22 protein-coding genes are annotated in these 22,882 nt (G+C 70.6%); 14 read left to right on the top strand and 8 right to left on the bottom strand.

The genetic code is table 11. The features are described from left to right. Positions 1 to 26 precede the first annotated feature (26 nt). From AB5J87_RS25295 to AB5J87_RS25305, 3 genes are read right to left on the bottom strand one after another with little or no spacing between them, the layout of a single operon-like run. Positions 27 to 1,790, bottom strand: a complete 1,764-nt coding sequence (locus AB5J87_RS25295; protein ID WP_369379530.1) for an ABC transporter ATP-binding protein — start codon at positions 1,788 to 1,790, stop codon at positions 27 to 29. A 57-nt stretch (positions 1,791 to 1,847) separates the two neighbouring features. Further along, a complete protein-coding gene (locus tag AB5J87_RS25300; RefSeq protein WP_369383665.1) occupies positions 1,848 to 2,588 on the bottom strand; it encodes a class I SAM-dependent methyltransferase in 741 nt (246 codons plus the stop codon). 59 nt (positions 2,589 to 2,647) lie between these two features. Further along, positions 2,648 to 3,244, bottom strand: coding sequence for a DUF3043 domain-containing protein (locus AB5J87_RS25305; protein ID WP_369379532.1), 597 nt, complete (start codon positions 3,242 to 3,244; stop codon positions 2,648 to 2,650). A 253-nt stretch (positions 3,245 to 3,497) separates the two neighbouring features. On the opposite strand from AB5J87_RS25305, the gene AB5J87_RS25310 reads away from it, so the two are divergent. From AB5J87_RS25310 to AB5J87_RS25325, 4 genes are all read left to right on the top strand, one after another. After that, positions 3,498 to 4,289 (top strand): PspA/IM30 family protein, encoded by a 792-nt coding sequence (locus AB5J87_RS25310; RefSeq protein ID WP_369379534.1) that lies wholly within the window; start codon positions 3,498 to 3,500, stop codon positions 4,287 to 4,289. Positions 4,290 to 4,299: 10 nt separating this feature from the next. Beyond that, positions 4,300 to 4,578, top strand: coding sequence for a hypothetical protein (locus tag AB5J87_RS25315; protein ID WP_369379536.1), 279 nt, complete (start codon positions 4,300 to 4,302; stop codon positions 4,576 to 4,578). A 200-nt stretch (positions 4,579 to 4,778) separates the two neighbouring features. Beyond that, a complete protein-coding gene (locus AB5J87_RS25320) occupies positions 4,779 to 6,068 on the top strand; it encodes a sensor histidine kinase (protein ID WP_369379537.1) in 1,290 nt (429 codons plus the stop codon). After that, on the top strand, positions 6,065 to 6,754 hold the full coding sequence (locus AB5J87_RS25325) for a response regulator (RefSeq protein WP_369379539.1): 690 nt from the start codon (positions 6,065 to 6,067) through the stop codon (positions 6,752 to 6,754). The genes AB5J87_RS25320 and AB5J87_RS25325 overlap by 4 nt, the downstream gene beginning before the upstream one ends. Before the next feature lie 102 nt (positions 6,755 to 6,856). Here AB5J87_RS25325 and nadA read toward each other — a convergent pair whose 3' ends face one another. After that, positions 6,857 to 8,035, bottom strand: a complete 1,179-nt coding sequence (nadA, locus tag AB5J87_RS25330; RefSeq protein WP_369379541.1) for a quinolinate synthase NadA — start codon at positions 8,033 to 8,035, stop codon at positions 6,857 to 6,859. Between the two features lie 318 nt (positions 8,036 to 8,353). On the opposite strand from nadA, the gene AB5J87_RS25335 reads away from it, so the two are divergent. Then, positions 8,354 to 8,710: an iron-sulfur cluster assembly accessory protein gene (locus AB5J87_RS25335; protein WP_369379542.1), complete on the top strand. Its 357-nt coding sequence runs from the start codon at positions 8,354 to 8,356 to the stop codon at positions 8,708 to 8,710. A 95-nt stretch (positions 8,711 to 8,805) separates the two neighbouring features. Here the strand turns inward: AB5J87_RS25335 and AB5J87_RS25340 are convergent, their stop codons facing one another. Further along, entirely contained in the window at positions 8,806 to 10,353 is a 1,548-nt protein-coding gene (locus AB5J87_RS25340; RefSeq protein WP_369379544.1) for a hypothetical protein, read from the bottom strand. 129 nt (positions 10,354 to 10,482) lie between these two features. Further along, positions 10,483 to 10,680 (bottom strand): hypothetical protein, encoded by a 198-nt coding sequence (locus tag AB5J87_RS25345; protein WP_369379546.1) that lies wholly within the window; start codon positions 10,678 to 10,680, stop codon positions 10,483 to 10,485. 140 nt (positions 10,681 to 10,820) lie between these two features. Here AB5J87_RS25345 and AB5J87_RS25350 point away from each other — a divergent pair, with 140 nt between their 5' ends. Next, positions 10,821 to 11,795 (top strand): carbohydrate kinase family protein, encoded by a 975-nt coding sequence (locus tag AB5J87_RS25350; RefSeq protein ID WP_369379548.1) that lies wholly within the window; start codon positions 10,821 to 10,823, stop codon positions 11,793 to 11,795. A gap of 97 nt (positions 11,796 to 11,892) precedes the next feature. On the opposite strand, the gene AB5J87_RS25355 is transcribed toward AB5J87_RS25350, so the two are convergent. Then, positions 11,893 to 13,275, bottom strand: a complete 1,383-nt coding sequence (locus AB5J87_RS25355; RefSeq protein WP_369379550.1) for a cysteine desulfurase/sulfurtransferase TusA family protein — start codon at positions 13,273 to 13,275, stop codon at positions 11,893 to 11,895. 278 nt (positions 13,276 to 13,553) lie between these two features. On the opposite strand from AB5J87_RS25355, the gene coxB reads away from it, so the two are divergent. The 4 genes from coxB to AB5J87_RS25375 all read left to right on the top strand — a co-directional run bounded on the left by coxB (position 13,554) and on the right by AB5J87_RS25375 (position 18,054). Beyond that, complete coding sequence (gene coxB / locus AB5J87_RS25360) at positions 13,554 to 14,525, top strand: cytochrome c oxidase subunit II (protein ID WP_369379552.1); 972 nt, start codon at positions 13,554 to 13,556, stop codon at positions 14,523 to 14,525. Then, entirely contained in the window at positions 14,522 to 16,258 is a 1,737-nt protein-coding gene (ctaD, locus tag AB5J87_RS25365; RefSeq protein WP_369379553.1) for a cytochrome c oxidase subunit I, read from the top strand. The genes coxB and ctaD overlap by 4 nt, the downstream gene beginning before the upstream one ends. Beyond that, complete coding sequence (locus AB5J87_RS25370; protein WP_369379555.1) at positions 16,255 to 16,653, top strand: cytochrome c oxidase subunit 4; 399 nt, start codon at positions 16,255 to 16,257, stop codon at positions 16,651 to 16,653. Before ctaD ends, AB5J87_RS25370 begins: the two co-directional genes overlap by 4 nt. A 147-nt stretch (positions 16,654 to 16,800) precedes the next feature. After that, the gene (locus AB5J87_RS25375; protein WP_369379557.1) at positions 16,801 to 18,054 is read left to right on the top strand and encodes an Ig-like domain-containing protein; all 1,254 of its coding nucleotides are present in this window, start codon (positions 16,801 to 16,803) and stop codon (positions 18,052 to 18,054) included. 15 nt (positions 18,055 to 18,069) lie between these two features. Here AB5J87_RS25375 and AB5J87_RS25380 read toward each other — a convergent pair whose 3' ends face one another. Then, a complete protein-coding gene (locus tag AB5J87_RS25380; RefSeq protein WP_369379559.1) occupies positions 18,070 to 18,486 on the bottom strand; it encodes a hypothetical protein in 417 nt (138 codons plus the stop codon). A gap of 178 nt (positions 18,487 to 18,664) precedes the next feature. Between AB5J87_RS25380 and AB5J87_RS25385 the strand changes: the two genes are divergently transcribed. The 4 genes from AB5J87_RS25385 to AB5J87_RS25400 all read left to right on the top strand — a co-directional run bounded on the left by AB5J87_RS25385 (position 18,665) and on the right by AB5J87_RS25400 (position 22,832). Continuing rightward, positions 18,665 to 19,285 (top strand): heme-copper oxidase subunit III, encoded by a 621-nt coding sequence (locus tag AB5J87_RS25385; protein WP_067158287.1) that lies wholly within the window; start codon positions 18,665 to 18,667, stop codon positions 19,283 to 19,285. A gap of 63 nt (positions 19,286 to 19,348) precedes the next feature. Beyond that, on the top strand, positions 19,349 to 20,158 hold the full coding sequence (locus AB5J87_RS25390) for a c-type cytochrome (RefSeq protein ID WP_369379561.1): 810 nt from the start codon (positions 19,349 to 19,351) through the stop codon (positions 20,156 to 20,158). Further along, on the top strand, positions 20,155 to 21,204 hold the full coding sequence (locus AB5J87_RS25395; RefSeq protein WP_369379563.1) for a Rieske 2Fe-2S domain-containing protein: 1,050 nt from the start codon (positions 20,155 to 20,157) through the stop codon (positions 21,202 to 21,204). Before AB5J87_RS25390 ends, AB5J87_RS25395 begins: the two co-directional genes overlap by 4 nt. Then, complete coding sequence (locus AB5J87_RS25400; RefSeq protein ID WP_369379565.1) at positions 21,201 to 22,832, top strand: cytochrome bc complex cytochrome b subunit; 1,632 nt, start codon at positions 21,201 to 21,203, stop codon at positions 22,830 to 22,832. The genes AB5J87_RS25395 and AB5J87_RS25400 overlap by 4 nt, the downstream gene beginning before the upstream one ends. The last annotated feature ends 50 nt before the right edge of the window (positions 22,833 to 22,882 follow it).

Consider the following 22,882-nt stretch of genomic DNA (forward strand, 5'->3'; position numbering starts at 1 on the left):
CCCCCCGGCCTCCCCTGGCGGTCCGTTCAGGCGGTCGCCAGGAACTGGGTCGCCGCCAGCTCCCCGTACAGCGGGTCCCCGTCCACGAGTTCGGCGTGGGTGCCCACCGCGCGCACCTTCCCGGCCTCCATGACCACGATCCGGTCCGCGAGGGTCACCGTGGACAGCCGGTGCGCCACCACCAGGACCGTCGTACGGCGGGCCGCCTCGGCCACCACGTCCCGCAGCGCCAGCTCGTTGACGGCGTCCAGCTGCGAGGTCGCCTCGTCCAGGAGCAGCAGCCGGGGCCTGCGCAGCAGCGCGCGGGCGATCGCCACGCGCTGGCGCTCACCGCCCGACAGCTTGGAACCGCGGTGCCCCACGACGGTGTCCAGACCCTCCGGCAGCCGCTCCACCAGCTCGGCCAGCTTCGCCCGTACGAGGACGTCGGCGATCTCCGCGTCCGTCGCGTCCGGCGCCCCGAACACCAGGTTCTCGCGGACGGTCCCGGCCAGTACGGGGGAGTCCTGCTCCACGTATCCGATGGCGCCGCGCAGCTCGGCCAGCGGCCAGTCGCGCACGTCCCGGCCGTCCACCAGCACCCGCCCGCCGCTCGCCTCGTAGAACCGCTCGATCAGCCCGAACACGGTCGTCTTGCCCGCGCCCGAGGGCCCCACGAAGGCGGTCATCCCGGCGCCCGGCACCTCGAAGGAGACCCCGTGGTGGACGTACGGCAGGTCCTCGCGGTAGCGGAAGCGCACCTCCTCGAAGACCACCGAGGCGGGCGCGGCGGGGTCCCGCGGCGCCGGAGCCGGCCCCGGCTCCAGCCGCTCGGTCTCCAGCCGTTCGGCCTCCGTGATGCGGGCCACCGCCGCCGAGCCGACCTGGTACTGGGTGGCCGCCTGCACCAGCTTGGAGACCGGGTCGATCAGATAGAACAGGAAGAGCAGGAACGCCACCAGGGTGGAGACCGAGATCGCCCCCGAGGCGACCCGCGCGCCGCCGATCCCCAGCACCGCCAGGAACGACACCTGCACCGCGAGGCCCACCGAAGTCCCCGCCAGCGACTGCCACTTGGCCGAGCGGACCCCGTGCCGCCAGGCATCCTCGGCGGCGGCGTCCACCACGGCGCTCTCGCGCTCCTCGGCGCCGGACGCCTTGACCGTGCGGAAGGCGCCGAACGCCCGCTCCAGCACGCTGGACATCTCCGCCACCGACGCCTGCGCCCGCGCGGTCGCCCGGGAGATCTGCGGCATCACCAGCGCCACCGCCGAGCCGATCAGGACGATCACGCCGAGCGTGACGCCGAGCAGCACCGCGTCCATGTACGCCATCATCGCGATCGTCGCGAGGAAGGTCAGCCCGCCGGTGGCCGCCGAGACCACCGACTGGGTGGTGACCGCGCGCAGCAGCGTGGTGTCGGAGGTCACCCGGGACATCAGGTCGCCCGGGGGCAGCCGCTCGGTCTCCGCGATCCGCAGCCGCAGCAGCCGGCCTATCAGGGTGCGCCGGGCGGCCAGCACCACGGACTCGGCGGTGCGCTCCAGGACGTACGCCCCGAACGACTCGACGACCGTGCCCACCACCACGAGCGCGGTGAGCAGGACGAGCACGCCCGCGATCGGCTCGTCCCCGCCGAGCCGGTCCACCAGGGCCTTGGCGGCCAGTGGCTGGGCGAGCCCGGTGGCGGCCCCGACGAGCGTCAGCAGCGCCCCGAGGACGACGGTGCCCCGGTGCGGCCGGAAGTGCCGGTAGAGGGCCCGCCAGGTGTCCCGGGCGGGCAGTTTGGCGGGAGAGGGTTCAGTGGTCACCCAGGGAGGACGCGAAAGGGGCCCGCCCACCTGACACCCGCGCCCGCCGGGCCGGGACTACCCCCGTACGCCGCAGAGGTGGAGCAGGGCCGCGACCCGCCGGTAGGGGTCGGTGCGCCCGGCCCGGTCCTCGGCGGCCAGCAGCCGGTCCAGCTCGTCCGCCGCGGGCAGCTGCACCTCGTTGGGCACGTTGTCGGTGAAGACCCGCACCCCGTACCAGGCGTGCAGCGGCGCCGCGATCCCGTCCAGCGTCCGGGTCAGCGTCTCCAGCCGGTCGGCCCGCACGGAGAGCCCGAGCCGGTTGGTGTAGGCGTCGGTGTCGGCGTCGAAGGACGCGAGGGCGCCCGTCCAGTCGCCGGCCAGCCCCGGCCGCATGGCCAGCGCGTCGGCGTTCCGCACGAGCAGCGACAGCAGCCCGCCGGGCGCCAGCATCCGGGCCAGGCCCGCGAGCATCGCGTCCGGCTCCTGGACGTACATCAGCACGCCGTGGCAGAGGACCACGTCGAAGGAGCCGGGCAGGAAGTGCACCCCGGTCTCGTTGCCGTCGCCCTGGATCAGGCGGACCCGCTCGCGGATGCCCTCCGGCTCGGTGGAGAGCGCCTCACGGGCCACCCGCAGCATCTCGGGGTCGGACTCCAGGCCGGTGACGGTGTGCCCGGCGCGGGCCAGGCGCAGGGCCTGGGTGCCCTGCCCCGTACCCACGTCGAGGACCCGCAGCCGCTGGCCCACCGGGAACCGGGCGGCTATCTGCTCGTCGAGCTGACGGGCCACGAGCTCCTGGCGCACGGTGTTGCGCAGACCGCTCAGGCCCTTCAGCCAGTTGCCGGAGGCGCCGCTGAAGGCGGCGACGTCCGTGCTCAGGGTCGTTCCCCGCGCTTGACCTGCGGCTTCGGCAGACGAAGCCGGCGCATCTGGAGCGTACGCATCAGGCCGTACGCCACCGCGCCCTTGGTCGGCTGGTCGGCGAAGCGCTCCCGGAGCTGCTTCTTCAGCCGGAAGGCCATGCCGATGGAGTCGAGCACGATCAGCACGATCACCACGAGCCACAGCAGCAGCGCGATGTTCTGCAGGCTGCCGATCCGGACCATCGAGAGCACCAGGATGATCACTGCCATCGGCAGGAAGAACTCGGCGACGCAGAACCGCGAGTCGACGTAGTCGCGCACGAACTTGCGCACGGGACCCTTGTCGCGGCCCGGCAGGTAGCGCTGGTCGCCGTTGGCGAGCGCCTCCCGCTGCTTGGCCAGATCGGCTCGGCGGGCCTCGCGCTGGCGCTTGGCGGCCTCCTTGCGGTCGGTGGGTGCGGTCGACGCACGGCGGCGCTGGGTCTGGGCCTCACTCCGCTTGGGCGTGGGCCGACCCTTGGGGGCCTCGGGGTCGCGGGGCTGCGTGGAGAGGTCCGCCGTCACCTTGTCGGTGGGGGCCTTCTCTTCCTTGGAACGGCTACGGAACACAAAGCCCAAGGGTACGGGGTCGCGCGCATGGACCACAGGCCGGAGGGGAACGATCCCGCAACGCCTTGCGTCAGTAGCGGTACGAGTACGGGGGCCACCTACTCCCTGCGCCGGAGCGGCGCGCGGACGCAGTCGTCCTTGCGGATGACCGCATCCGGGTCCGAACAGTGCGGTAATGGATGCAGGGCCCGTACTGTGGGTTCTGTTGCAGCAGCTGGAGCTGGAGTCCGTCAGAAGGGGGCGCGCGAAGCCCATGAGCGGTGTCATGAAGCGTATGGGGATGATCTTCCGCGCGAAGGCGAACAAGGCCCTTGACCGGGCCGAGGACCCGCGCGAGACCCTCGACTACTCGTACCAGAAGCAGCTGGAGCTGCTCCAGAAGGTGCGCCGGGGCGTCGCCGACGTGGCGACCTCCCGCAAGCGGCTCGAACTGCAGCTGAACCAGCTCCAGAGCCAGTCCACCAAGCTGGAGGACCAGGGCCGCAAGGCGCTGGCGCTCGGCCGCGAGGACCTGGCCCGCGAGGCGCTGACCCGCCGCGCCTCCCTCCAGCAGCAGGTCACCGATCTGGAGACGCAGCACCAGACGCTCCAGGGCGAGGAGGAGAAGCTCACCCTGGCGGCCCAGCGGCTCCAGGCCAAGGTCGACGCCTTCCGCACCAAGAAGGAGACGATCAAGGCGACCTACACGGCGGCCCAGGCGCAGACCCGGATCGCCGAGTCCTTCTCGGGCATCTCCGAGGAGATGAGCGACGTCGGCATGGCCATCCAGCGGGCCGAGGACAAGACCGCGCAGCTCCAGGCGCGGGCCGGCGCGATCGACGAGCTGCTGGCCTCCGGCGCCCTCGACGACCAGTCCGGCCTCCAGAAGGACGACCTCCAGGCCGAGCTCGACCGCATCTCCGGTGGTACGGATGTAGAGCTGGAGCTGCAGCGGATGAAGGCCGAGCTCACCGGAGGGACGCCGAACCAGCAGGCCATCGAGGGCGGCGCCGCCGCCCCGCAGGACCGTCCGCAGCAGCAGACCCCCCGCTTCGACAAGCAGTAGAGGAGTCGCCATGATCGTGCGGATCATGGGGGAGGGCCAGGTGAAGCTGGCGGACAGCCACTTCACCGAGCTCAACAAGCTGGACGACGAGCTCCTGGAGGAGATGGAGGCCGGGGACGAGGAGGGCTTCCGCCGCACCCTGGGCGCCCTCCTGGACGCGGTCCGCCGACTGGGCGAGCCGCTCCCGGACGACGCCCTGGAGCCCTCCGAGCTGATCCTGCCCGCACCGGACGCCACGCTGGACGAGGTCCGCCAGATGCTGAGCGACGACGGGCTGATCCCGGGCTGAAGGGCAGGTCCCGTGGTCCGCGGTGAGGGGCGCCGAGCGGTCCCGTCGTCCGCGGCGGAGGGCGCCGCGCGGGCCCGCGGTCCGTGGCGGAGGTGCCCGCGGTCCGGGGCGGGGGCGCCGCGCCCATGCCGTGGCCCGTGGCGAGGCCGTTGTGCCGTTCTGGGGGAGCGGGGCCGGCTTCGCCCCGTACCTTGGGAGGCGTGACGTTCGCCCGCATTCACGGCTGGCTCAGGGCCCACCCGCTGGCGGGTGACGCGGCCCTCGCCGCCGTCGTCCTCGTCTGCCTGCTGGTCGGCTCCTTCGCCGATCCGCACGGCTCCAACGGCCCGGTGTTCGGCACCCGCACGCCCAGCGCGACCGCGCTCGTCCTGGTGACGCTGGCGGGCGTCGCCCTGGTGGCGCGCCGCCGCAACCCGCTCGCCGTCCTCGCCTGCACCAGCGCCGTCACCGTCCTCGACCTGCTCGCGGGCAACTCCCCGGCGCCCATCGCGATCAGCCCGGTCGTCGCGCTGTACACGGTCGCGGCGCACACCGACCGCGCCACCACCTACCGCGTCGGCATCGCCACCATGGGCGTCCTCACCACCACCGCCATGGTCTTCGGCGACGCCCCCTGGTACGCCCAGGAGAACGTCGCCGTCCTCGCCTGGACCGGCCTCGCCGCCACCGCCGGGGACGCCGTCCGCAGCCGCCGCGCCATCGTGGAGTCCATCCGCGAGCGCGCCGAGCGGGCCGAGCGCACCCGCGAGGAGGAGGCCCGGCGCCGGGTCGCCGAGGAGCGCCTGCGCATCGCCCGCGACCTGCACGACGTGGTGGCCCACCACATCGCGCTGGTCAACGTGCAGGCCGGGGTCGCCGCCCACGTCATGGACAAGCGTCCCGACCAGGCCAAGGAGGCCCTCGCGCACGTCCGCGAGGCGAGCCGCTCGGCGCTGAACGAGCTGCGCGCCACCGTCGGCCTGCTGCGCCAGTCCGGCGACCCGGAGGCCCCCACCGAGCCGGCCCCCGGCCTCGCCCTCCTGGACGACCTGCTGGAGGGCTTCGGCCGGGCGGGCCTGACGGTCGAGCTCGCGCCGCTCGCGCCGGAGGTGCGGGAGGGGCTGCCGGCGGCCGTGGACCTCGCCGCGTACCGGGTGATCCAAGAGGCGCTCACCAATGTGCACAAGCACGCCGGACCCGGCGCGAAGGCCGAGGTCAGCGTGGTGCGGGTGGGCCCCAACGCGGAGGTCACCATCATCGACAACGGCACCGGCACCGACGCCCGCGCGCCCGGCGGGAGCAGCGGCGGCGGGCACGGTCTGCTCGGGATGCGCGAGCGGGTCGGCGCGCTCGGCGGCAGCTGCTCGGCGGGACCCCGCTACGGCGGCGGCTTCCGGGTGCAGGCGATACTGCCGGTCAAGACGGCCGACCCGGCCCGCGCCCCCCGGACCCGCAGAACGGCCGAGTGGGCGCGGACGGCGGCCGAGGGCCCGGGGGAAGGCTGCGCATGACGATCAGGGTGGTACTCGCGGACGACCAGGCGCTGCTGCGCTCCGCCTTTCGCGTACTGGTGGACTCCGAGCCGGGGATGCACGTGGTGGGCGAGGCGTCGGACGGGGCCGAGGCGGTCGCGGTGGCCCGCTCCACCCGGGCCGACGTGGTCCTGATGGACATCCGGATGCCCGGCACCGACGGCCTGGCCGCCACCCGGATGATCAGCGCGGACCCGGACCTCGCCGACGTCCACGTGGTCATGCTGACGACCTTCGAGGTCGACGAGTACGTGGTGCAGTCGCTGCGCGCGGGCGCCTCCGGCTTCCTCGGCAAGGGCGCCGAGCCGGACGAGCTGCTGAACGCGATCCGGATCGCCGCGGCGGGCGAGGCCCTGCTGTCGCCCGCGGCCACCAAGGGGCTGATCGCCACCTTCCTCGCCCAGGGCGGCAGCTGGGACGGCACCGGCGAGCCGCCCGGCGCCCACGCCGAGCGGCTGGCGGCCCTGACCGGCCGCGAGCGGGAGGTCCTGGTCCAGGTGGCCGGTGGCCTGTCCAACGACGAGATCGCCGAGCGCCTGGTGGTGAGCCCGCTCACGGTGAAGACCCACGTCAACCGGGCGATGGCCAAACTGGGCGCCCGCGACCGGGCCCAACTGGTGGTCATCGCCTACGAGTCGGGCCTGGTGCGGCCGAGGGTCGAATAGCGCGCCGAGCCGGACAGCGCGCGAGCGGAACGGCGCGGGGGCCGGACAGCGCGAGAGGGGCGCTCCCCGGGGAGCGCCCCTCTCGCTGTGTGCCGGGGCCGGTTACGGCAGCGCGAGCATCCGCTCCAGCGCCAGCTTCGCGAAGCTCTCGGTCTCCGGGTCCACCTGGATCCGGTTGATGAGCTTGCCGTCGGCCAGCGACTCCAGGGCCCAGACCAGGTGGGGCAGGTCGATCCGGTTCATGGTCGAGCAGAAGCAGACCGTCTTGTCGAGGAAGACGATCTCCTTGCCCTCCGGGGCGAACCGGTTCGCCAGCCGCCGTACCAGGTTCAGCTCCGTACCGATGGCCCACTTGGACCCGGCCGGCGCCGCCTCCAGCGCCTTGATGATGTACTCGGTCGACCCGACGTAGTCCGCCGCGGCCACGACCTCGTGGCGGCACTCGGGGTGCACCAGGACGTTGACGCCCGGGATCCGCTCGCGCACGTCGTTGACCGAGTCCAGCGAGAACCGGCCGTGCACCGAGCAGTGGCCGCGCCACAGGATCATCTTCGCGTTCCGCAGCTCCTCGGCGGTCAGGCCGCCGTTCGGCTTGTGCGGGTTGTAGAGCACGCAGTCGTCCAGGGACATGCCCATGTCGCGGACGGCGGTGTTGCGGCCCAGGTGCTGGTCCGGCAGGAAGAGCACCTTCTCGCCCTGCTCGAACGCCCACTCCAGCGCCTTCTTGGCGTTGGAGGAGGTGCAGATCGTGCCGCCGTGCTTGCCGGTGAACGCCTTGATGTCCGCGGAGGAGTTCATGTACGAGACGGGCACCACCTGCTCGGCGATCCCGGCCTCGGTCAGCACGTCCCAGCACTCGGCGACCTGCTCGGCGGTGGCCATGTCGGCCATCGAGCAGCCGGCGGCCAGGTCGGGCAGGACGACCTTCTGGTCGTCGGAGGTCAGGATGTCCGCGGACTCGGCCATGAAGTGCACACCGCAGAAGACGATGTACTCGGCCTCCGGCCTGGCCGCCGCGTCCCGGGCCAGCTTGAACGAGTCACCGGTGACGTCGGCGAACTCGATGACCTCGTCGCGCTGGTAGTGGTGGCCGAGGATGAACACCTTGTCCCCGAGCTTCTCCTTGGCCGCGCGGGCGCGCGCCACGAGGTCGGGGTCGGAGGGCGACGGCAGGTCGCCGGGGCACTCCACACCGCGCTCGCTCTTCGGGTCGGCCTCGCGGCCGAGCAGGAGCAGGGCGAGCGGCGTCGGCTGGACATCCAGGGGTTGGGCGGTGGTCACGTCACGCACCCTTTCTCTTCTGCAGACGAGTTTTCGTCTAAATGACGCTATCTATCATAACTGCTTCACGTCACTTTGACGATGGCCATAGCGTCGATGTGACACATCCCCTTCACCCCCGTCCCGCCCCCGCCCGGCCCCCTCGGCGCCCGGCCGCCCGGGGTTTTCCCCAGGACTTTTCCGGCCCGCGCCCGGGTGTGCGAGCATGAAGGTGAGCCACGGCACGGCCATGACTCACGCACGGCCCGGAATGAATCCGGGGCACCGCCGGTTGCAACCGTCGGCAAGCAGTCTCCGTACAACCCGGGAGAGAAGCAGATGTCCGTATCGGACGAGACCACCACTGTGAGCGACGGCATCCTCCTGTCCGACGCCGCCGCGGCCAAGGTCAAGGCCCTCCTTGACCAGGAAGGCCGGGAGGACCTGGCGCTGCGCGTCGCCGTCCAGCCCGGCGGCTGCTCCGGCCTGCGCTACCAGCTCTTCTTCGACGAGCGTTCGCTCGACGGCGATGTCGTCAAGGACTTCGGCGGCGTCAAGGTCGTCACCGACCGCATGAGCGCCCCGTACCTGGGCGGCGCCTCCATCGACTTCGTGGACACCATCGAGAAGCAGGGCTTCACGATCGACAACCCGAACGCGACGGGCTCCTGCGCCTGCGGCGACTCCTTCAACTAAGCCGCACCGCACCGGTCCCGGGCGCCACCGGACCGGTCGCGACGAGGAGGGCGGGCCCCCGACGGGGCCCGCCCTCCTCGTACGTGCGCGCCCGCTCAGCTCTTGGGCAGCGCCTTCCCGGAGTCCGCGTCGACCACCTCGCGCGCCCCGAGCGTCCGGTGCAGCGTCACCGTGGCGGTCTCCTTCTTGGCCAGCATCACGCAGACCCTCTTGGGGTCGTGGTGCGCGACCCCCACGCGCACCCGCACGCCGGAGCCGCTCTCGTCCGCCGTCGCCGCGTAGGTGTCGCAGACCCCGCCCCAGAAGGTGAGGGTCAGGGTGCGGCCGTCGGCGCCGAGCGCGTACGAGACCAGGGACTGGCGGCCGGTCGGCGACGAGCCGGACGGGCTCGGCAGCGCCGTGCCCGGGTCGGCCGGCGGTGCGGGCGGCTTCGCCAGATAGCGCGGGTCGACGGCCGGGGCCGTGATGGTCACCGGCCGCGCCGCACCGGCCGGCTTCGTCCGGAAGAGCCAGGACGGCACGAGCTCCTGGCGGCCGTCCACGTACTGCGCGGACAGCCCGAAGACGGCCCCGTCGACCGTCACGGTCGACGGCGTGGCCTGCTTGCACGGCTGCCCGGCCGGGCCCTGCGGGTCGCTGGGAAGCCCCCGCTGGGGATCGCTGGGCAGCTTGCGCTGCGGGTCGCTCGGCAGCGTGCCCTTGGTGGGCTCGCCCTGCGGCCCGCCGTCCAGCGGCACCGGGCCCGTGCAGTCCTTGGGCGCCGGACGGGCGGCGCCCTGGCCGTTCAGCTGCTTGAGGGTCTCCTCGGCGCTCAGCACCGGATAGTCGGCCCCCTTCTGCGGCGCCTTCAACTGACCGCTGCCGCCCACCACCTGGCCGTCGGGGCCGACCTGGACGCCGGTGGTCCAGCCGTAGGTGGGCAGTCCGTCGATCACCGGGTCGGCGTTGACCACCCGGACCGCGCCCATCAGCTGGTCCGCGTTCAGCTTGGCGTCGTCCTGGCCCAGCGCCTTGAGCACGGGCGCGGCCACCGCCTTCGCGGCCTGCTCGCTCACCGGGGTGCCGCCGCCCGAGGGGTCGGGCTCACCGGGCGCGATGTCCGAGCCGGTGGTGTGCATCGGGCACTTGCTGCCCTTGGGGCAGTTGTCGGTGCCCCCGCTGCCGTACCGGGCGAACGTCCAGCTGCCCGGCGCCTGCTGACTGACCGTCAGGACCGGGCCGCCGCCGTCCTTGGTGACCCCCGCCTTCCAGGAGGGGCCCTCCAGGCGCGGCGCGCCGTCGATCCCCAGCGCCTTCGCCAGCCGGGCGACCTCCGCCTCGCCGACCGTACCGGCCGGGCGGTAGACCGCGGCCCGGTCCGGGCCGGCGGGCAGCTTGCCCTCCGCGCGGTAGACCACGCCGTTGGGGTCCGGCTCGCCCGGGGCGATGCCCTCCCGCCCGCTGTCCAGTGCCAGCGGGGGCGGGGTGGAGTCCGCGCCTGGACCGGCCGCCTTGCCGGAGGCCGGGCTCCCGGAGGCCGTGGAGGCCCAGTAGGCCCCGCCGCCGCCCGCGACCAGCACCGCGGCCGCGACCGAGGCGAGGACCAGGGGGGACCGCCGCACCAGCCGCGGACGCGACTCTTCCTGCGTGTGCTCGCTGCTCACCGCATCGCTCCTGTCCAGTCGTATCCAGCATCCCCTTTACGGGGGACACGCCTTGGACGGAGCGGGGGAGCGCACGGTTCCCCGCGCGCGCTGCCCCCGTGAAGACGGTCGCCCCGGGGCCGGGCCGGATCAGTCGCCGTACGCGTCCATCGCGGCGATCAGCCGGACGGAGTCGGGCGGCACGGACACCCCGTGGATGCGCGAGGGCGGGACGGGCGCGGGGCCCGCCTCCGCCGGCACCACCCAGTGGGGCGCCATCCGCGCGCAGTCGCCGCGCAGCAGCGCGAGGCCCGGTTCGGACGTGAGGACTTTCCCGGTCTGCTCCATGCTTTCCATATTCCGCACCGCACGCATCAGGAACCATGTGGAAAAACGCCTACTATCGGGTAGTTTCGGCCCTTCAGATGAGCTGCCCGGACCCGGTAGCGTTAACTGTCAACAGTCCTCCACGCAGGAGCGTCCTAGCCGTGCGTATCGCAGTCACCGGCTCCATCGCCACCGACCACCTCATGACCTTCCCCGGCCGATTCGCCGACCAGCTGGTCGCCGATCAGCTGCACACGGTCTCCCTCTCCTTCCTCGTCGACAACCTCGACGTGCGCCGGGGCGGTGTCGGCGCGAACATCTGCTTCGGAATGGGGCAGCTCGGCACCGAGCCCATCCTGGTCGGGGCCGCCGGCTCCGACTTCGACGAGTACCGCGCCTGGCTCGACCGGCACGGTGTGGACACCGACTCGGTCCGCATCTCCGAGGTCCTGCACACCGCCCGCTTCGTGTGCACCACGGACGCCGACCACAACCAGATCGGCTCCTTCTACACGGGCGCGATGAGCGAGGCCCGCCAGATCGAGCTCCAGTCCGTGGCCGAGCGGGTGGGCGGCCTGGACCTGGTGCTGATCGGCGCCGACGACCCCGAGGCGATGCTGCGGCACACCGAGGAGTGCAAGACCCGCGGGATCCCGTTCGCGGCCGACTTCTCGCAGCAGATCGCCCGGATGTCCGGCGACGACATCCGCACCCTGCTCGAAGGCGCCAAGTACCTCTTCTCCAACGAGTACGAGAAGGGGCTCATCGAGTCCAAGACCGGCTGGAGCGACGAGGAGATCCTCGGCAAGGTCGGCTACCGGGTCACCACCCTCGGCTCCCGGGGCGTGCGCATCGAGCGGGTCGGCGAGGACCCGATCGAGGTCGGCTGCGCCGAGGAGGAGGCCAAGGTCGACCCGACCGGCGTCGGCGACGCGTTCCGCGCGGGCTTCCTGTCCGGGCTGTCCTGGGGCGTCGGCCACGAGCGGGCCGCGCAGGTCGGCTGCATGCTGGCGACGCTGGTCATCGAGACCCTGGGCACCCAGGAGTACACCCTGCGCCGCGCCCACTTCATGGACCGCTTCACCAAGGCGTACGGCGACGAGGCGGCGGCCGAGGTCCAGGGCTTCCTGGCCTGACCCCCGGCTCCCGCGCCACCGTGCCCACCCGCGCCCGTCCGGGGCCGCGGGTGGGCACGGCCGTACCCGTCCGGGGGCCGCGCCCGGCGGCCGGGGCTCAGGCCGTGCGCCGCACCCGGTAGGCCGAGCCCCGCTCCCGCCGGGTCTCGCCCAGGTACTCCTGCCCCCGCATCTCGCACCAGGCCGGGATGTCCAGCCGGGCGGCCTCGTCGTCGGCGAGGACCGTGACCGTGCCGCCGACCGGGATGTCGTTGATCACTTTCGCCAGCTCGATCACCGGAATGGGGCAGCGCCTGCCCAGCGCGTCGACGGTCAGGTCCTCGGCGCCGCCCGCCGGGGCCGCCGTCTCCACCGGAGCGCCGAGCTTGCGCCGCACGCCCGCCACCACGCCCGGCAGCACTTCGAGGAACCGGTCCACCTCGGCCCCGGTCGTGCCGGACGGCAGCGAGACCCGTACGTTCCCCTCGCTCAGCACCCCCATGGCCCGCAGCACATGGCTCGGCGTCAGGGTGCTGCTCGTACAGGACGAACCCGACGAAACGGAGAAACCCTCCCGGTCCAGCTCGTGCAGCAGGGTCTCTCCGTCGACATAGAGACAGGAGAAGGTGACCAGATGCGGCAGCCGCCGCACCGGATCGCCCACCACCTCCACGTCCGGGACCAGCTCCGCCACCCGGGCGCGCACCCGGTCCACCAGGGAGTGCAGCCGCGCCGCCTCGGCCGCCGCCTCGGCCCGCACCGCCCGCAGGGACGCGGCGGCGGCCACGATCGCCGGGATGTTCTCGAAGCCGGGGGCGCGGCCCGACTCCCGCTCGTCGGCCGGACCTTGGGGGGCGAACCGGACGCCCTTGCGGACGGCCAGCAGCCCCACCCCCGCCGGACCGCCCCACTTGTGCGCGCTGGCGGCCAGCAGCGACCAGCCCTCCGCCACCGGCCCCCAGGCCAGCGACTGGGCCGCGTCCACCAGGAGCGGCACCCCGGCCGCCCGGCACGCCCCGGCCACCTCGGCCACCGGCTGGACCGTCCCCACCTCGTGGTTGGCGGACTGGAGGCAGGCGAGCGCCGTGTCGGGGCGCAGGGCGGCGGCGTACGCGGCGGGGGAGACGGCTCCGGTGCGGCCGACCGGGACTTCGGTGACCGCGCCGCCGTCCGCCTCCAGGGCCGCCCCGGCGTGCAGCACCGAGGAGTGCTCGACCGCCGAGACCACCAGATGGCGGCCGACACGCCGACGCCCGGCGAGCGCACCGTAAATTCCGCGGTGCACGGCCCGTGTCCCCGATGAGGTGAACACGAGCTCGTCCGGACGGCAGCCCACGGCCTCGGCGGCGGCCTCCCGGGCCGCGTCCAGCAGCAGCCGGGCCCGCCTGCCCTCGCGGTAGAGGCGGGCCGGGTCGGCCCAGCCCTCGTCCAGGGATGCCTGGAGGGCCTGGCGGGCCACGGGGTGCAGGGGGGCGGAGGAGGCGGCGTCGAAGTAGGGCACGGCGCCACGCTAATCCCCGGCCCGGCGGGCCGACACGCCGAATCCACCCGTACACGTACAGGAAGGGCCGTCAGATGCCGCCCGGAAGCCGGGATTCCATCCCTTTGGGGGCTCGGGCGGCGCGTTGGGCACCCTCCCCGCGCGACCCCAAATAGCGTCCAGTAGGGTTTGGTCCGCATAAACATCCAAACCCCTGCCCGCGGCCAGGGCGGCGACCGACCAGCGAGACGGACGGCCGGAGCCGGCCGGCGCGGGCGAGACTCTCGGGAAGGCGCTACGTGAGTCCCAACGGCTCCGACCGCTCGTCGCGGCGCCCGATGCGGCGGAAGCTGCTGCAGGTGCTGACCGCGGGCGTGGTCCTGGCTACCGCCTCCGGTTGCTCGTACAACTGGGAAGACTTCCCTCGCCTCGGTATGCCCACCCCGGTGACGGAAGAGGCTCCGCGGATCCTCTCCCTCTGGCAGGGCTCGTGGGCGGCCGCGCTCGCCACGGGCGTGCTGGTCTGGGGCCTGATCCTGTGGAGTGTCATCTTCCACCGGCGCAGCCGCACCAAGGTCGAGGTACCTCCGCAGACCCGTTACAACATGCCCATCGAGGCGCTGTACACGGTCGTCCCCCTCATCATCGTCTCGGTGCTCTTCTACTTCACCGCGCGTGATGAGTCCAAGCTCCTCGAGCTCTCCCCGAAGCCGGCCCACACCGTCAACGTGGTCGGCTACCAGTGGAGCTGGGGCTTCAACTACGTCGAGGACGTGGACGGCAACCCCGCCACGGGCGACGCCGCGAAGTCCAAGGAGCTGTCCGCCATTCCGGACCGCTTCACCAAGGACTTCCCGGCCGGCGCCGACGGCGTCTACGACGTCGGCATCCCCGGCACGCGGAACCCGCAGACCGGAAACCCCGGGCCCACCCTGTGGCTGCCCAAGGGCGAGAAGGTCCGCTTCGTGCTGACGTCCCGTGACGTCATCCACTCCTTCTGGGTGGTCCCCTTCCTGATGAAGCAGGACGTCATTCCGGGTCACACCAACTCCTTCGAGGTCACCCCGACCCGGGAGGGCACGTTCCTCGGCAAGTGCGCCGAGCTGTGCGGTGTCGACCACTCCCGGATGCTCTTCAACGTGAAGGTCGTCTCCCCGGAGCGCTACCAGCAGCACCTCAAGGAGCTGGCGGCGAAGGGCCAGACCGGCTACGTGCCGGCGGGCATCGCTCAGACCGACCCCGCCAAGAACGCGGAGACGAACAAACTGTGAGCATCCTCAACGAATCTCAGGGTGCCGCGGCAGCAGACGACTCGTACGAGAACGAGCTGCCGGTCCGGCCCAAGAAGCCGGGAAGCGTCGTCGTGAAGTGGCTGACCACCACTGACCACAAGACGATCGGCACGATGTATCTGGTCACGTCGTTCGTGTTCTTCTGCATCGGCGGTGTGATGGCGCTCCTCATGCGCGCCGAGCTCGCCCGTCCCGGCACGCAGATCATGTCGAACGAGCAGTTCAACCAGGCGTTCACGATGCACGGCACGATCATGCTGCTGATGTTCGCGACGCCGCTGTTCGCCGGATTCGCGAACTGGATCATGCCGCTGCAGATCGGCGCGCCCGACGTGGCGTTCCCGCGGCTGAACATGTTCGCCTACTGGCTCTACCTGTTCGGTTCGCTCATCGCGGTCGGTGGCTTCCTCACCCCGCAGGGCGCGGCCGACTTCGGCTGGTTCGCCTACTCCCCGCTGTCGGACGCGGTCCGCTCGCCGGGCGTCGGCGCCGACATGTGGATCATGGGTCTGGCCTTCTCCGGCTTCGGCACGATCCTCGGCTCGGTCAACTTCATCACCACGATCATCTGCATGCGCGCACCCGGCATGACGATGTTCCGTATGCCGATCTTCGTGTGGAACGTGCTGCTGACCGGTGTGCTGGTCCTGCTCGCGTTCCCGGTCCTGGCCGCCGCGCTGTTCGCCCTGGAGGCGGACCGCAAGTTCGGTGCCCATGTCTTCGACGCCCAAAACGGCGGCGCACTCCTGTGGCAACACCTCTTCTGGTTCTTCGGCCATCCAGAGGTGTACATCATCGCCTTGCCCTTCTTCGGCATCATTTCCGAAGTCATCCCAGTGTTCTCCAGAAAGCCGATGTTCGGCTACATGGGCCTGGTGGGCGCGACGATCGCCATCGCCGGTCTGTCCGTGACCGTGTGGGCCCACCACATGTACGTCACCGGCGGCGTGCTCCTGCCGTTCTTCTCGTTCATGACGTTCCTCATCGCGGTACCGACCGGTGTGAAGTTCTTCAACTGGATCGGCACGATGTGGAAGGGCTCACTGTCCTTCGAGACACCGATGCTCTGGGCCGTCGGCTTCCTGATCACCTTCACCTTCGGTGGTCTGACCGGCGTCATCCTGGCCTCGCCCCCGATGGACTTCCACGTCTCCGACTCGTACTTCGTCGTCGCGCACTTCCACTACGTCATCTTCGGCACCGTGGTCTTCGCGATGTTCTCCGGCTTCCACTTCTGGTGGCCGAAGTTCACGGGCAAGATGCTGGACGAGCGCCTGGGCAAGATCACCTTCTGGACGCTGTTCGTCGGCTTCCACGGCACGTTCCTGGTGCAGCACTGGCTCGGTGCCGAGGGCATGCCGCGTCGTTACGCGGACTACCTCGCGGCCGACGGCTTCACCGCGCTGAACACGATCTCGACCATCAGCTCCTTCCTGCTCGGTCTGTCGATCCTGCCGTTCTTCTACAACGTCTGGAAGACGGCCAAGTACGGCAAGAAGATCGAGGTCGACGACCCGTGGGGCTACGGCCGTTCGCTCGAATGGGCGACGTCGTGCCCGCCGCCGCGGCACAACTTCCTCACCCTGCCGCGCATTCGCTCCGAATCCCCGGCGTTCGACCTGCACCACCCGGAGATCGCGGCTCTCGACCAGCTCGAGAACCACGGCCACGGTGACAAGGCGCTCTCCGGTGGCAAGGAGGCCGGCAAGTGAAGATCCAGGGCAAGATGTTCCTCTGGCTCTCCGTCTTCATCCTGATCATGGCCGTCGTGTACGGCGTGTGGTCGAAGGAGCCGGCCGGTGCCACCGCTCTCGTGATGGCCTTCGGCCTGAGCGTGATGATCGGCTTCTACCTGGCCTTCACGGCCCGGCGGGTCGACGCGGGTGCGCAGGACGACAAGGAGGCCGATGTCGCGGACGACGCCGGTGAGCTGGGGTTCTTCGCCCCGCACAGCTGGCAGCCGCTCTCGCTGGCCATCGGTGGAGCGCTCGCGTTCCTCGCCATCGCGATGGGCTGGTGGCTGCTGTACTTCTCGGCGCCGCTGATCCTGGTCGGTATCTACGGCTGGGTGTTCGAGTTCTACCGCGGTGAGAACCAGAACCAGTAGGTTCCGCACGCACCGGAAGGGCCCCGCGGCTCGCTTGAGCCGCGGGGCCCTTCCGCGTTCCCGGACACGGTCGGCGATGCGGGGCGGGGCCGCCCGTTTGCAGTCCTTCCGCGCGCCGAAAATGTCCGGTTTCCATAACGTGTGACCATGAGTCACGCACCTCGCACCCGGACCGTCCTGAGCTGCACCCTGCTGGTCGTCGCCGTGGGGGCGGGCGCCGCCGCGTGCGGGGGCTCCGACGGCAACCCGCTCTCCGCCAGGCCGTACGACGCGGCCGGGCAGATCGCGTACAACGGCCCCGCGGGCAGTGCCAAGGCCGATCCCGACAAGCCCCTGGAGATCTCCGCCAGGGGCGGCCGGGGCCGCATCACGGACGTGACGGCGGTGGACGCGCTCGGCCGCCGCCTCGCGGGCGAACTGGACGGCGACGGCGGGCGCTGGCACTCCACCGCCCCGCTGGTCGCGGGCGCCCACTACACCGTGCTGGTCTCCACGGAGGACTCCGACGGCGCTCCGGGGCGCCGTACGCTGACGTTCGACACCGCCGCGCCCAAGGACGTGGTCAAGGTCGAATTCGGCCCGGACGCGGGCAAGTACGGCGTCGGGCAGCCCATCACGGCGGAGCTGAGCAAGCCGGTCAAGGACAAGGCGGCCCGCGCGGTGGTGGAGCGGGCGCTGAAGGTCGAGTCCACGCCCTCGGTGGAGGGCGCCTGGTACTGGGTGGACGACAAGACGCTGCACTACCGGCCCAAGGAGTACTGGCCGACCGGTGCCACCATCAGGGCCACTTCGCGGCTGGAGGGCGTGAAGATCGCCGACAAGCTCTACGGCGGCCCCGGGCACCCCCTGAAGATCACCACGGGCGACCGCATCGAGGCCATCACGGACGCGTCCTCGCACTACATGACGGTCAAACGCAATGGAGAAGTGATCAATACCATTCCGGTGACCACCGGAAAGCCGGGCTTTTCCACCCGAAACGGCGTCAAGGTGGTGCTGGGCAAGCAGTACTTCGTACGCATGCGCGGGGAGACGGTCGGCATCTCGTCCAGCAGCGCCGACGCGTACGACCTGCCGGTCTACTACGCGACCCGGGTCACCTGGAGCGGCGAGTACGTGCACGCCGCGCCCTGGTCGGTGGGCTCGCAGGGCTCCGAGAACGTCAGCCACGGCTGTACGGGCATGTCCACCGGCAACGCCGAGTGGTTCTTCGACACCGTGCGCGAGGGCGACATCGTCAAGGTCGTCAACAGCATCGGCGAGGACATGACGCCCTTCGACAACGGCTTCGGCGACTGGAACGTGAACTGGGACAAATGGCGTAAGGGCAGCGTGCTCCAGGCCGACCTGAAGGCCGGGCAGAGCAAGCTGAACTCCGCCCGGCTGCGGCCGCAGGTCTGAGCCGCGGTGGGGGGATCAGCCCCGGGCGGCCAGCGCGCCGTCGGGGCGGCGCACGCGCAGCAGGGCGGCCAGTGCGGCCGCGAACTCCACGGGTTCGACCGGGAGCGTCACCGCGGCGTCCGCGCGGCTCCAGGTGGCCAGCCAGGCGTCCTGGGGGCGCCCGATCAGCAGCAGCACCGGCGGGCACTGGAAGATCTCGTCCTTGATCTGCCGGCACACGCCCATGCCCCCGGCCGGGACGGCCTCCCCGTCCAGCACGCAGACGTCGATGCCGCCGCGGTCCAGCTCCTTGAGGACGGCCTCCGGCGTGGCGCACTCCAGGAAGGTCACCGGGGGAACGTCGGAGGCGGGCCTGCGCCCGGCGGCGAGCCGCACCTGCTCTCGGGTGTTCGCGTCGTCGCTGTAGACAAGTACGGTGGCGCTCGACTGCATTGTTCCTCCGATTCGACGGCGGTACGGGCTCGGGAGCCGATGCGCGGATGCTACTCCGTCCGACACCGTGTCAACACCGGTTCCACGGGCGCCCGGATGGGCCGTTCGGGCTGGACACGGGGTGCGGACACACCGAACGGCACCCCCCGGAGTGAGCGCGAGATAAGCGACCGACATAATGTCGGTCGTGGCGACAGCAACGACAGTAGAAACCGGGCACGCGCACCCGTCGGTCAATCGGCCGAACCTCACCAGCGTCGGAACCATCATCTGGCTGAGTTCCGAGCTGATGTTCTTCGCGGCCCTCTTCGCGATGTACTTCACCCTGCGATCGGTGACGGGTGCCGAGCACTGGAAGGAAATGGCGTCCTCGCTGAACCTTCCGTTCTCGGCGACGAACACCACGATCCTGGTGCTCTCCTCCCTCACCTGCCAGCTCGGCGTCTTCGCCGCCGAGCGGGGCGACGTGAAGAAGCTGCGCACCTGGTTCACGATCACGTTCGTGATGGGTGCCATCTTCATCGGAGGCCAGGTCTTCGAGTACACCGAGCTGGTGAAGAAGGACGGCCTCTCGCTGTCCTCCGACCCGTACGGCTCGGTGTTCTACCTGACCACCGGCTTCCACGGTCTGCATGTGACGGGCGGTCTGATCGCCTTCCTGCTGGTCCTCGGCAGGACCTACGCGGCCAGAAGGTTCACCCACGAACAGGCCACCGCCGCCATCGTCGTGTCCTACTACTGGCACTTCGTCGATGTCGTCTGGATCGGCCTCTTCGCCACGATCTACTTGATCAAGTAATCGGGTCCGCAGGCCCGACACCATCCCGCATCGACGCAGAAGATCCTGACACCGGGGTAATCCGTGAAAAAGCTCTCCGCACGACGACGCCATCCGCTGGCGGCGCTCGTCGTCCTACTCCTCGCGCTGGCGGCCACCGGGGGGCTGTACGCCGCGTTCGCGCCCGCGGACAAGGCGAAGGCCGACGAAACCGCCCAGTCCCTCGCCATCGACGAGGGCAAGAAGCTCTACTCCGTTGGCTGCGCCAGCTGCCACGGAACCGGCGGTCAGGGCACCTCTGACGGCCCGTCCCTGGTGGGCGTGGGCTCGGCGGCCGTGGACTTCCAGGTCGGCACCGGCCGTATGCCGGCGCAGCAGCCCGGCGCCCAGGTGCCGAAGAAGAAGGTCATCTACTCGCAGGCCGAGATCGACCAGCTCGCCGCGTACATCGCTTCGCTCGGCGCCGGCCCGATCAAGCCGACCGAGAAGCAGTACAGCCCGGAGGGTGCGGACATCGCCAAGGGTGGCGAGCTGTTCCGCACCAACTGTGCCCAGTGCCACAACTTCTCGGGCAAGGGCGGTGCGCTGACGCACGGCAAGTACGCCCCGAGCCTGGAGGGCGTGGACCCGAAGCACATCTACGAGGCCATGCAGACCGGCCCGCAGAACATGCCGTCGTTCCCCGACACGACGATGCCGCAGAAGCAGAAGCAGGACATCATCGCGTACCTGGACGCCGTGAACAGTGAGAAGACGGCGAGCCCCGGTGGCCTGTCGCTGGGGGGCCTCGGTCCCGTCAGTGAGGGTCTGTTCGCGTGGATCTTCGGCCTCGGTGCCCTCATCGCAGTTGCCATCTGGATCGCGGCCCACTCCGCTAAGGCCAAGAAGTCATGAGTAGCCAAGACAATTCCGAGAACCTGCCCAGCGAGCAGGACCCCGAGCACGGCTCGGTAGAGCGCGCCCGCGAGGTCTTCGCGGACCCGGGCCTCCCGGCCCACCGGCCGCGCGTCCAGGACATCGACGAGGCCGCGGCCAAGCGCTCCGAGCGCGTGGTCGCCGGTCTGTTCATGCTGTCGATGATCGCGACGGTCGGCTTCATCGCCTCCTTCGTGATCTTCCCGATCGACAAGATCGTCTACATCTTCCCGTTCGGGCACGTCAGCGCGCTGAACTTCTCCCTGGGTCTGACCCTGGGCGTCGCGCTGTTCTGCATCGGCGCCGGCGCGGTCCACTGGGCCCGCACGCTGATGTCGGACGAGGAGATGTCCGACGAGCGCCACGAGATCTCGGCGCCGCCGGAGGTCCGCGAGAAGGTCATGCAGGACTGGGCGGACGGCGTCCGCGAGTCCGGCTTCGGCCGCCGCAAGCTCATCCGCAACACCATGTACGGCGCGCTGGCCATGGTGCCGCTCGCCGGTGTGGTGCTGCTGCGCGACCTGGGCCCGCTGCCCGAGGACAAGCTGCGCAAGACGATGTGGGCCAAGGGCAAGGCCCTCATCAACATGAACACCAACGAGCCGCTGCGTCCCGAGGACGTGGCCGTCGGTTCGCTCACCTTCGCCAAGCCCGAGGGCCTGGAGGAGGACCAGCACGACTTCCAGACGCAGATCGCCAAGGCGGCCCTGATGATCGTCCGGCTCCAGCCGGAGAACATCAAGGACAAGCGCGAGCTGGAGTGGTCGCACCAGGGCATCGTGGCGTTCTCGAAGATCTGCACCCACGTCGGTTGCCCGATCAGCCTGTACGAGCAGCAGACCCACCACGTGCTCTGCCCGTGCCACCAGTCCACCTTCGACCTCTCCGACGGGGCCCGCGTCATCTTCGGCCCGGCCGGTCACGCTCTGCCGCAGCTGCGGATCGGCGTGAACAGCGAGGGTTACCTCGAAGCGCTCGGCGACTTCGAAGAGCCCGTCGGTCCTGCCTTCTGGGAGCGCGGATGAGCACCACCACTGCGACAGACGAACGGCGCGAGCCCGGCAACGGCGAGAAGTTCGCCGACTGGGCCGACGGCCGGCTGGGGATCTACACCCTGGCGAAGACCAACATGCGCAAGATCTTCCCGGACCACTGGTCCTTCATGCTGGGCGAGATCTGCATGTACAGCTTCATCATCATCATCCTCACGGGTGTGTATCTGACGCTGTTCTTCCACCCGAGCATGAACGAGGTCGTCTACGACGGCTCCTACGTTCCGCTCCAGGGCGTCCAGATGTCCGAGGCGTTCAACTCGACCATGCACATCAGCTTCGATGTGCGCGGTGGTCTGCTGATCCGGCAGATCCACCACTGGGCGGCGCTGATCTTCCTCGCGGCGATGTTCGTGCACATGATGCGCGTCTTCTTCACGGGCGCGTTCCGCAAGCCGCGCGAGGTCAACTGGCTCTTCGGCTTCCTGCTGTTCTTCTGCGGCATGTTCACCGGCTTCACCGGCTACTCCCTCCCGGACGACCTGCTCTCGGGCACCGGCGTCCGCTTCATGGAGGGCGCGATCCTCGGTGTGCCGGTCGTGGGCACCTACCTGTCGTTCTTCATCTACGGCGGGGAGTTCCCCGGCGGCGACTTCGTGGCCCGGTTCTACTCGGTCCACATCCTGCTGCTGCCCGGCATCATGCTCGGCCTGATGATCACGCACCTGATCCTGGTCTTCTACCACAAGCACACCCAGTTCGCGGGCCCCGGCCGCACGAACAAGAACGTGGTGGGCGCGCCGCTGCTGCCCGTCTACACGGCCAAGGCCGGTGGCTTCTTCTTCCTGGTCTTCGGTGTCATCGCGGTCATCGCCGCGATCGCCTCGATCAACCCGATCTGGGAGATCGGCCCCTACCGTCCGGACCAGGTGTCGACCGGCGCCCAGCCCGACTGGTACATGGGCTTCGCCGAGGGCCTCATCCGTGTGATGCCGGGCTGGGAGATCAACCTGTGGGGCCACACGCTGGTCCTCGGTGTGTTCATCCCGCTGGTGATCTTCCCGCTGGTGCTCTTCGCGATCGCCGCGTACCCGTTCATCGAGGCGTGGATCACCAAGGACACCCGCGAGCACCACATCGCCGACCGTCCGCGCAACGCCCCGGTCCGCACCGGTATCGGCGTGGCCTGGATCACCGCGTACATGGTGATGCTGGTCGGTGGTGGAAACGACCTGTGGGCGACCAACTTCCACCTGTCGCTGAACGCCATCACCTGGTTCGTCCGGATCGCGTTCTTCGCCGGCCCGGTCATCGCCTTCATCATCACCAAGCGGATCTGCCTGGGCCTCCAGCGCCGGGACGCCGAGAAGGTGCTGCACGGTCGCGAGACCGGCGTCATCAAGCGGCTGCCGCACGGTGAGTTCATCGAGGTGCACGAGCCGCTCTCGGAGGGTGAGCTGTACCGGCTCACCGCGCACGAGCAGACCCGTCCGCACGAGCTGCCCGCGGCGGTCGACGAGAACGGTGTCAAGCGCAAGGTCTCCCGCCTGGAGAAGCTGCGCGTCAAGATCCACAAGGGTTACTACGGCGAGCAGAGCCAGATCGCCAAGCCGACCGTTGAGGAGTACGAGGAGATCACCAGCGGCCACGGCCACCACTGATCCCTCACCAGCGAGACCGCTGTACGCCACACAGCACAGGGCCCCGTCCA

The sequence above is a fragment of the Streptomyces sp. cg36 genome (assembly GCF_041080675.1).
In the GTDB taxonomy this organism is placed as follows: domain Bacteria; phylum Actinomycetota; class Actinomycetes; order Streptomycetales; family Streptomycetaceae; genus Streptomyces.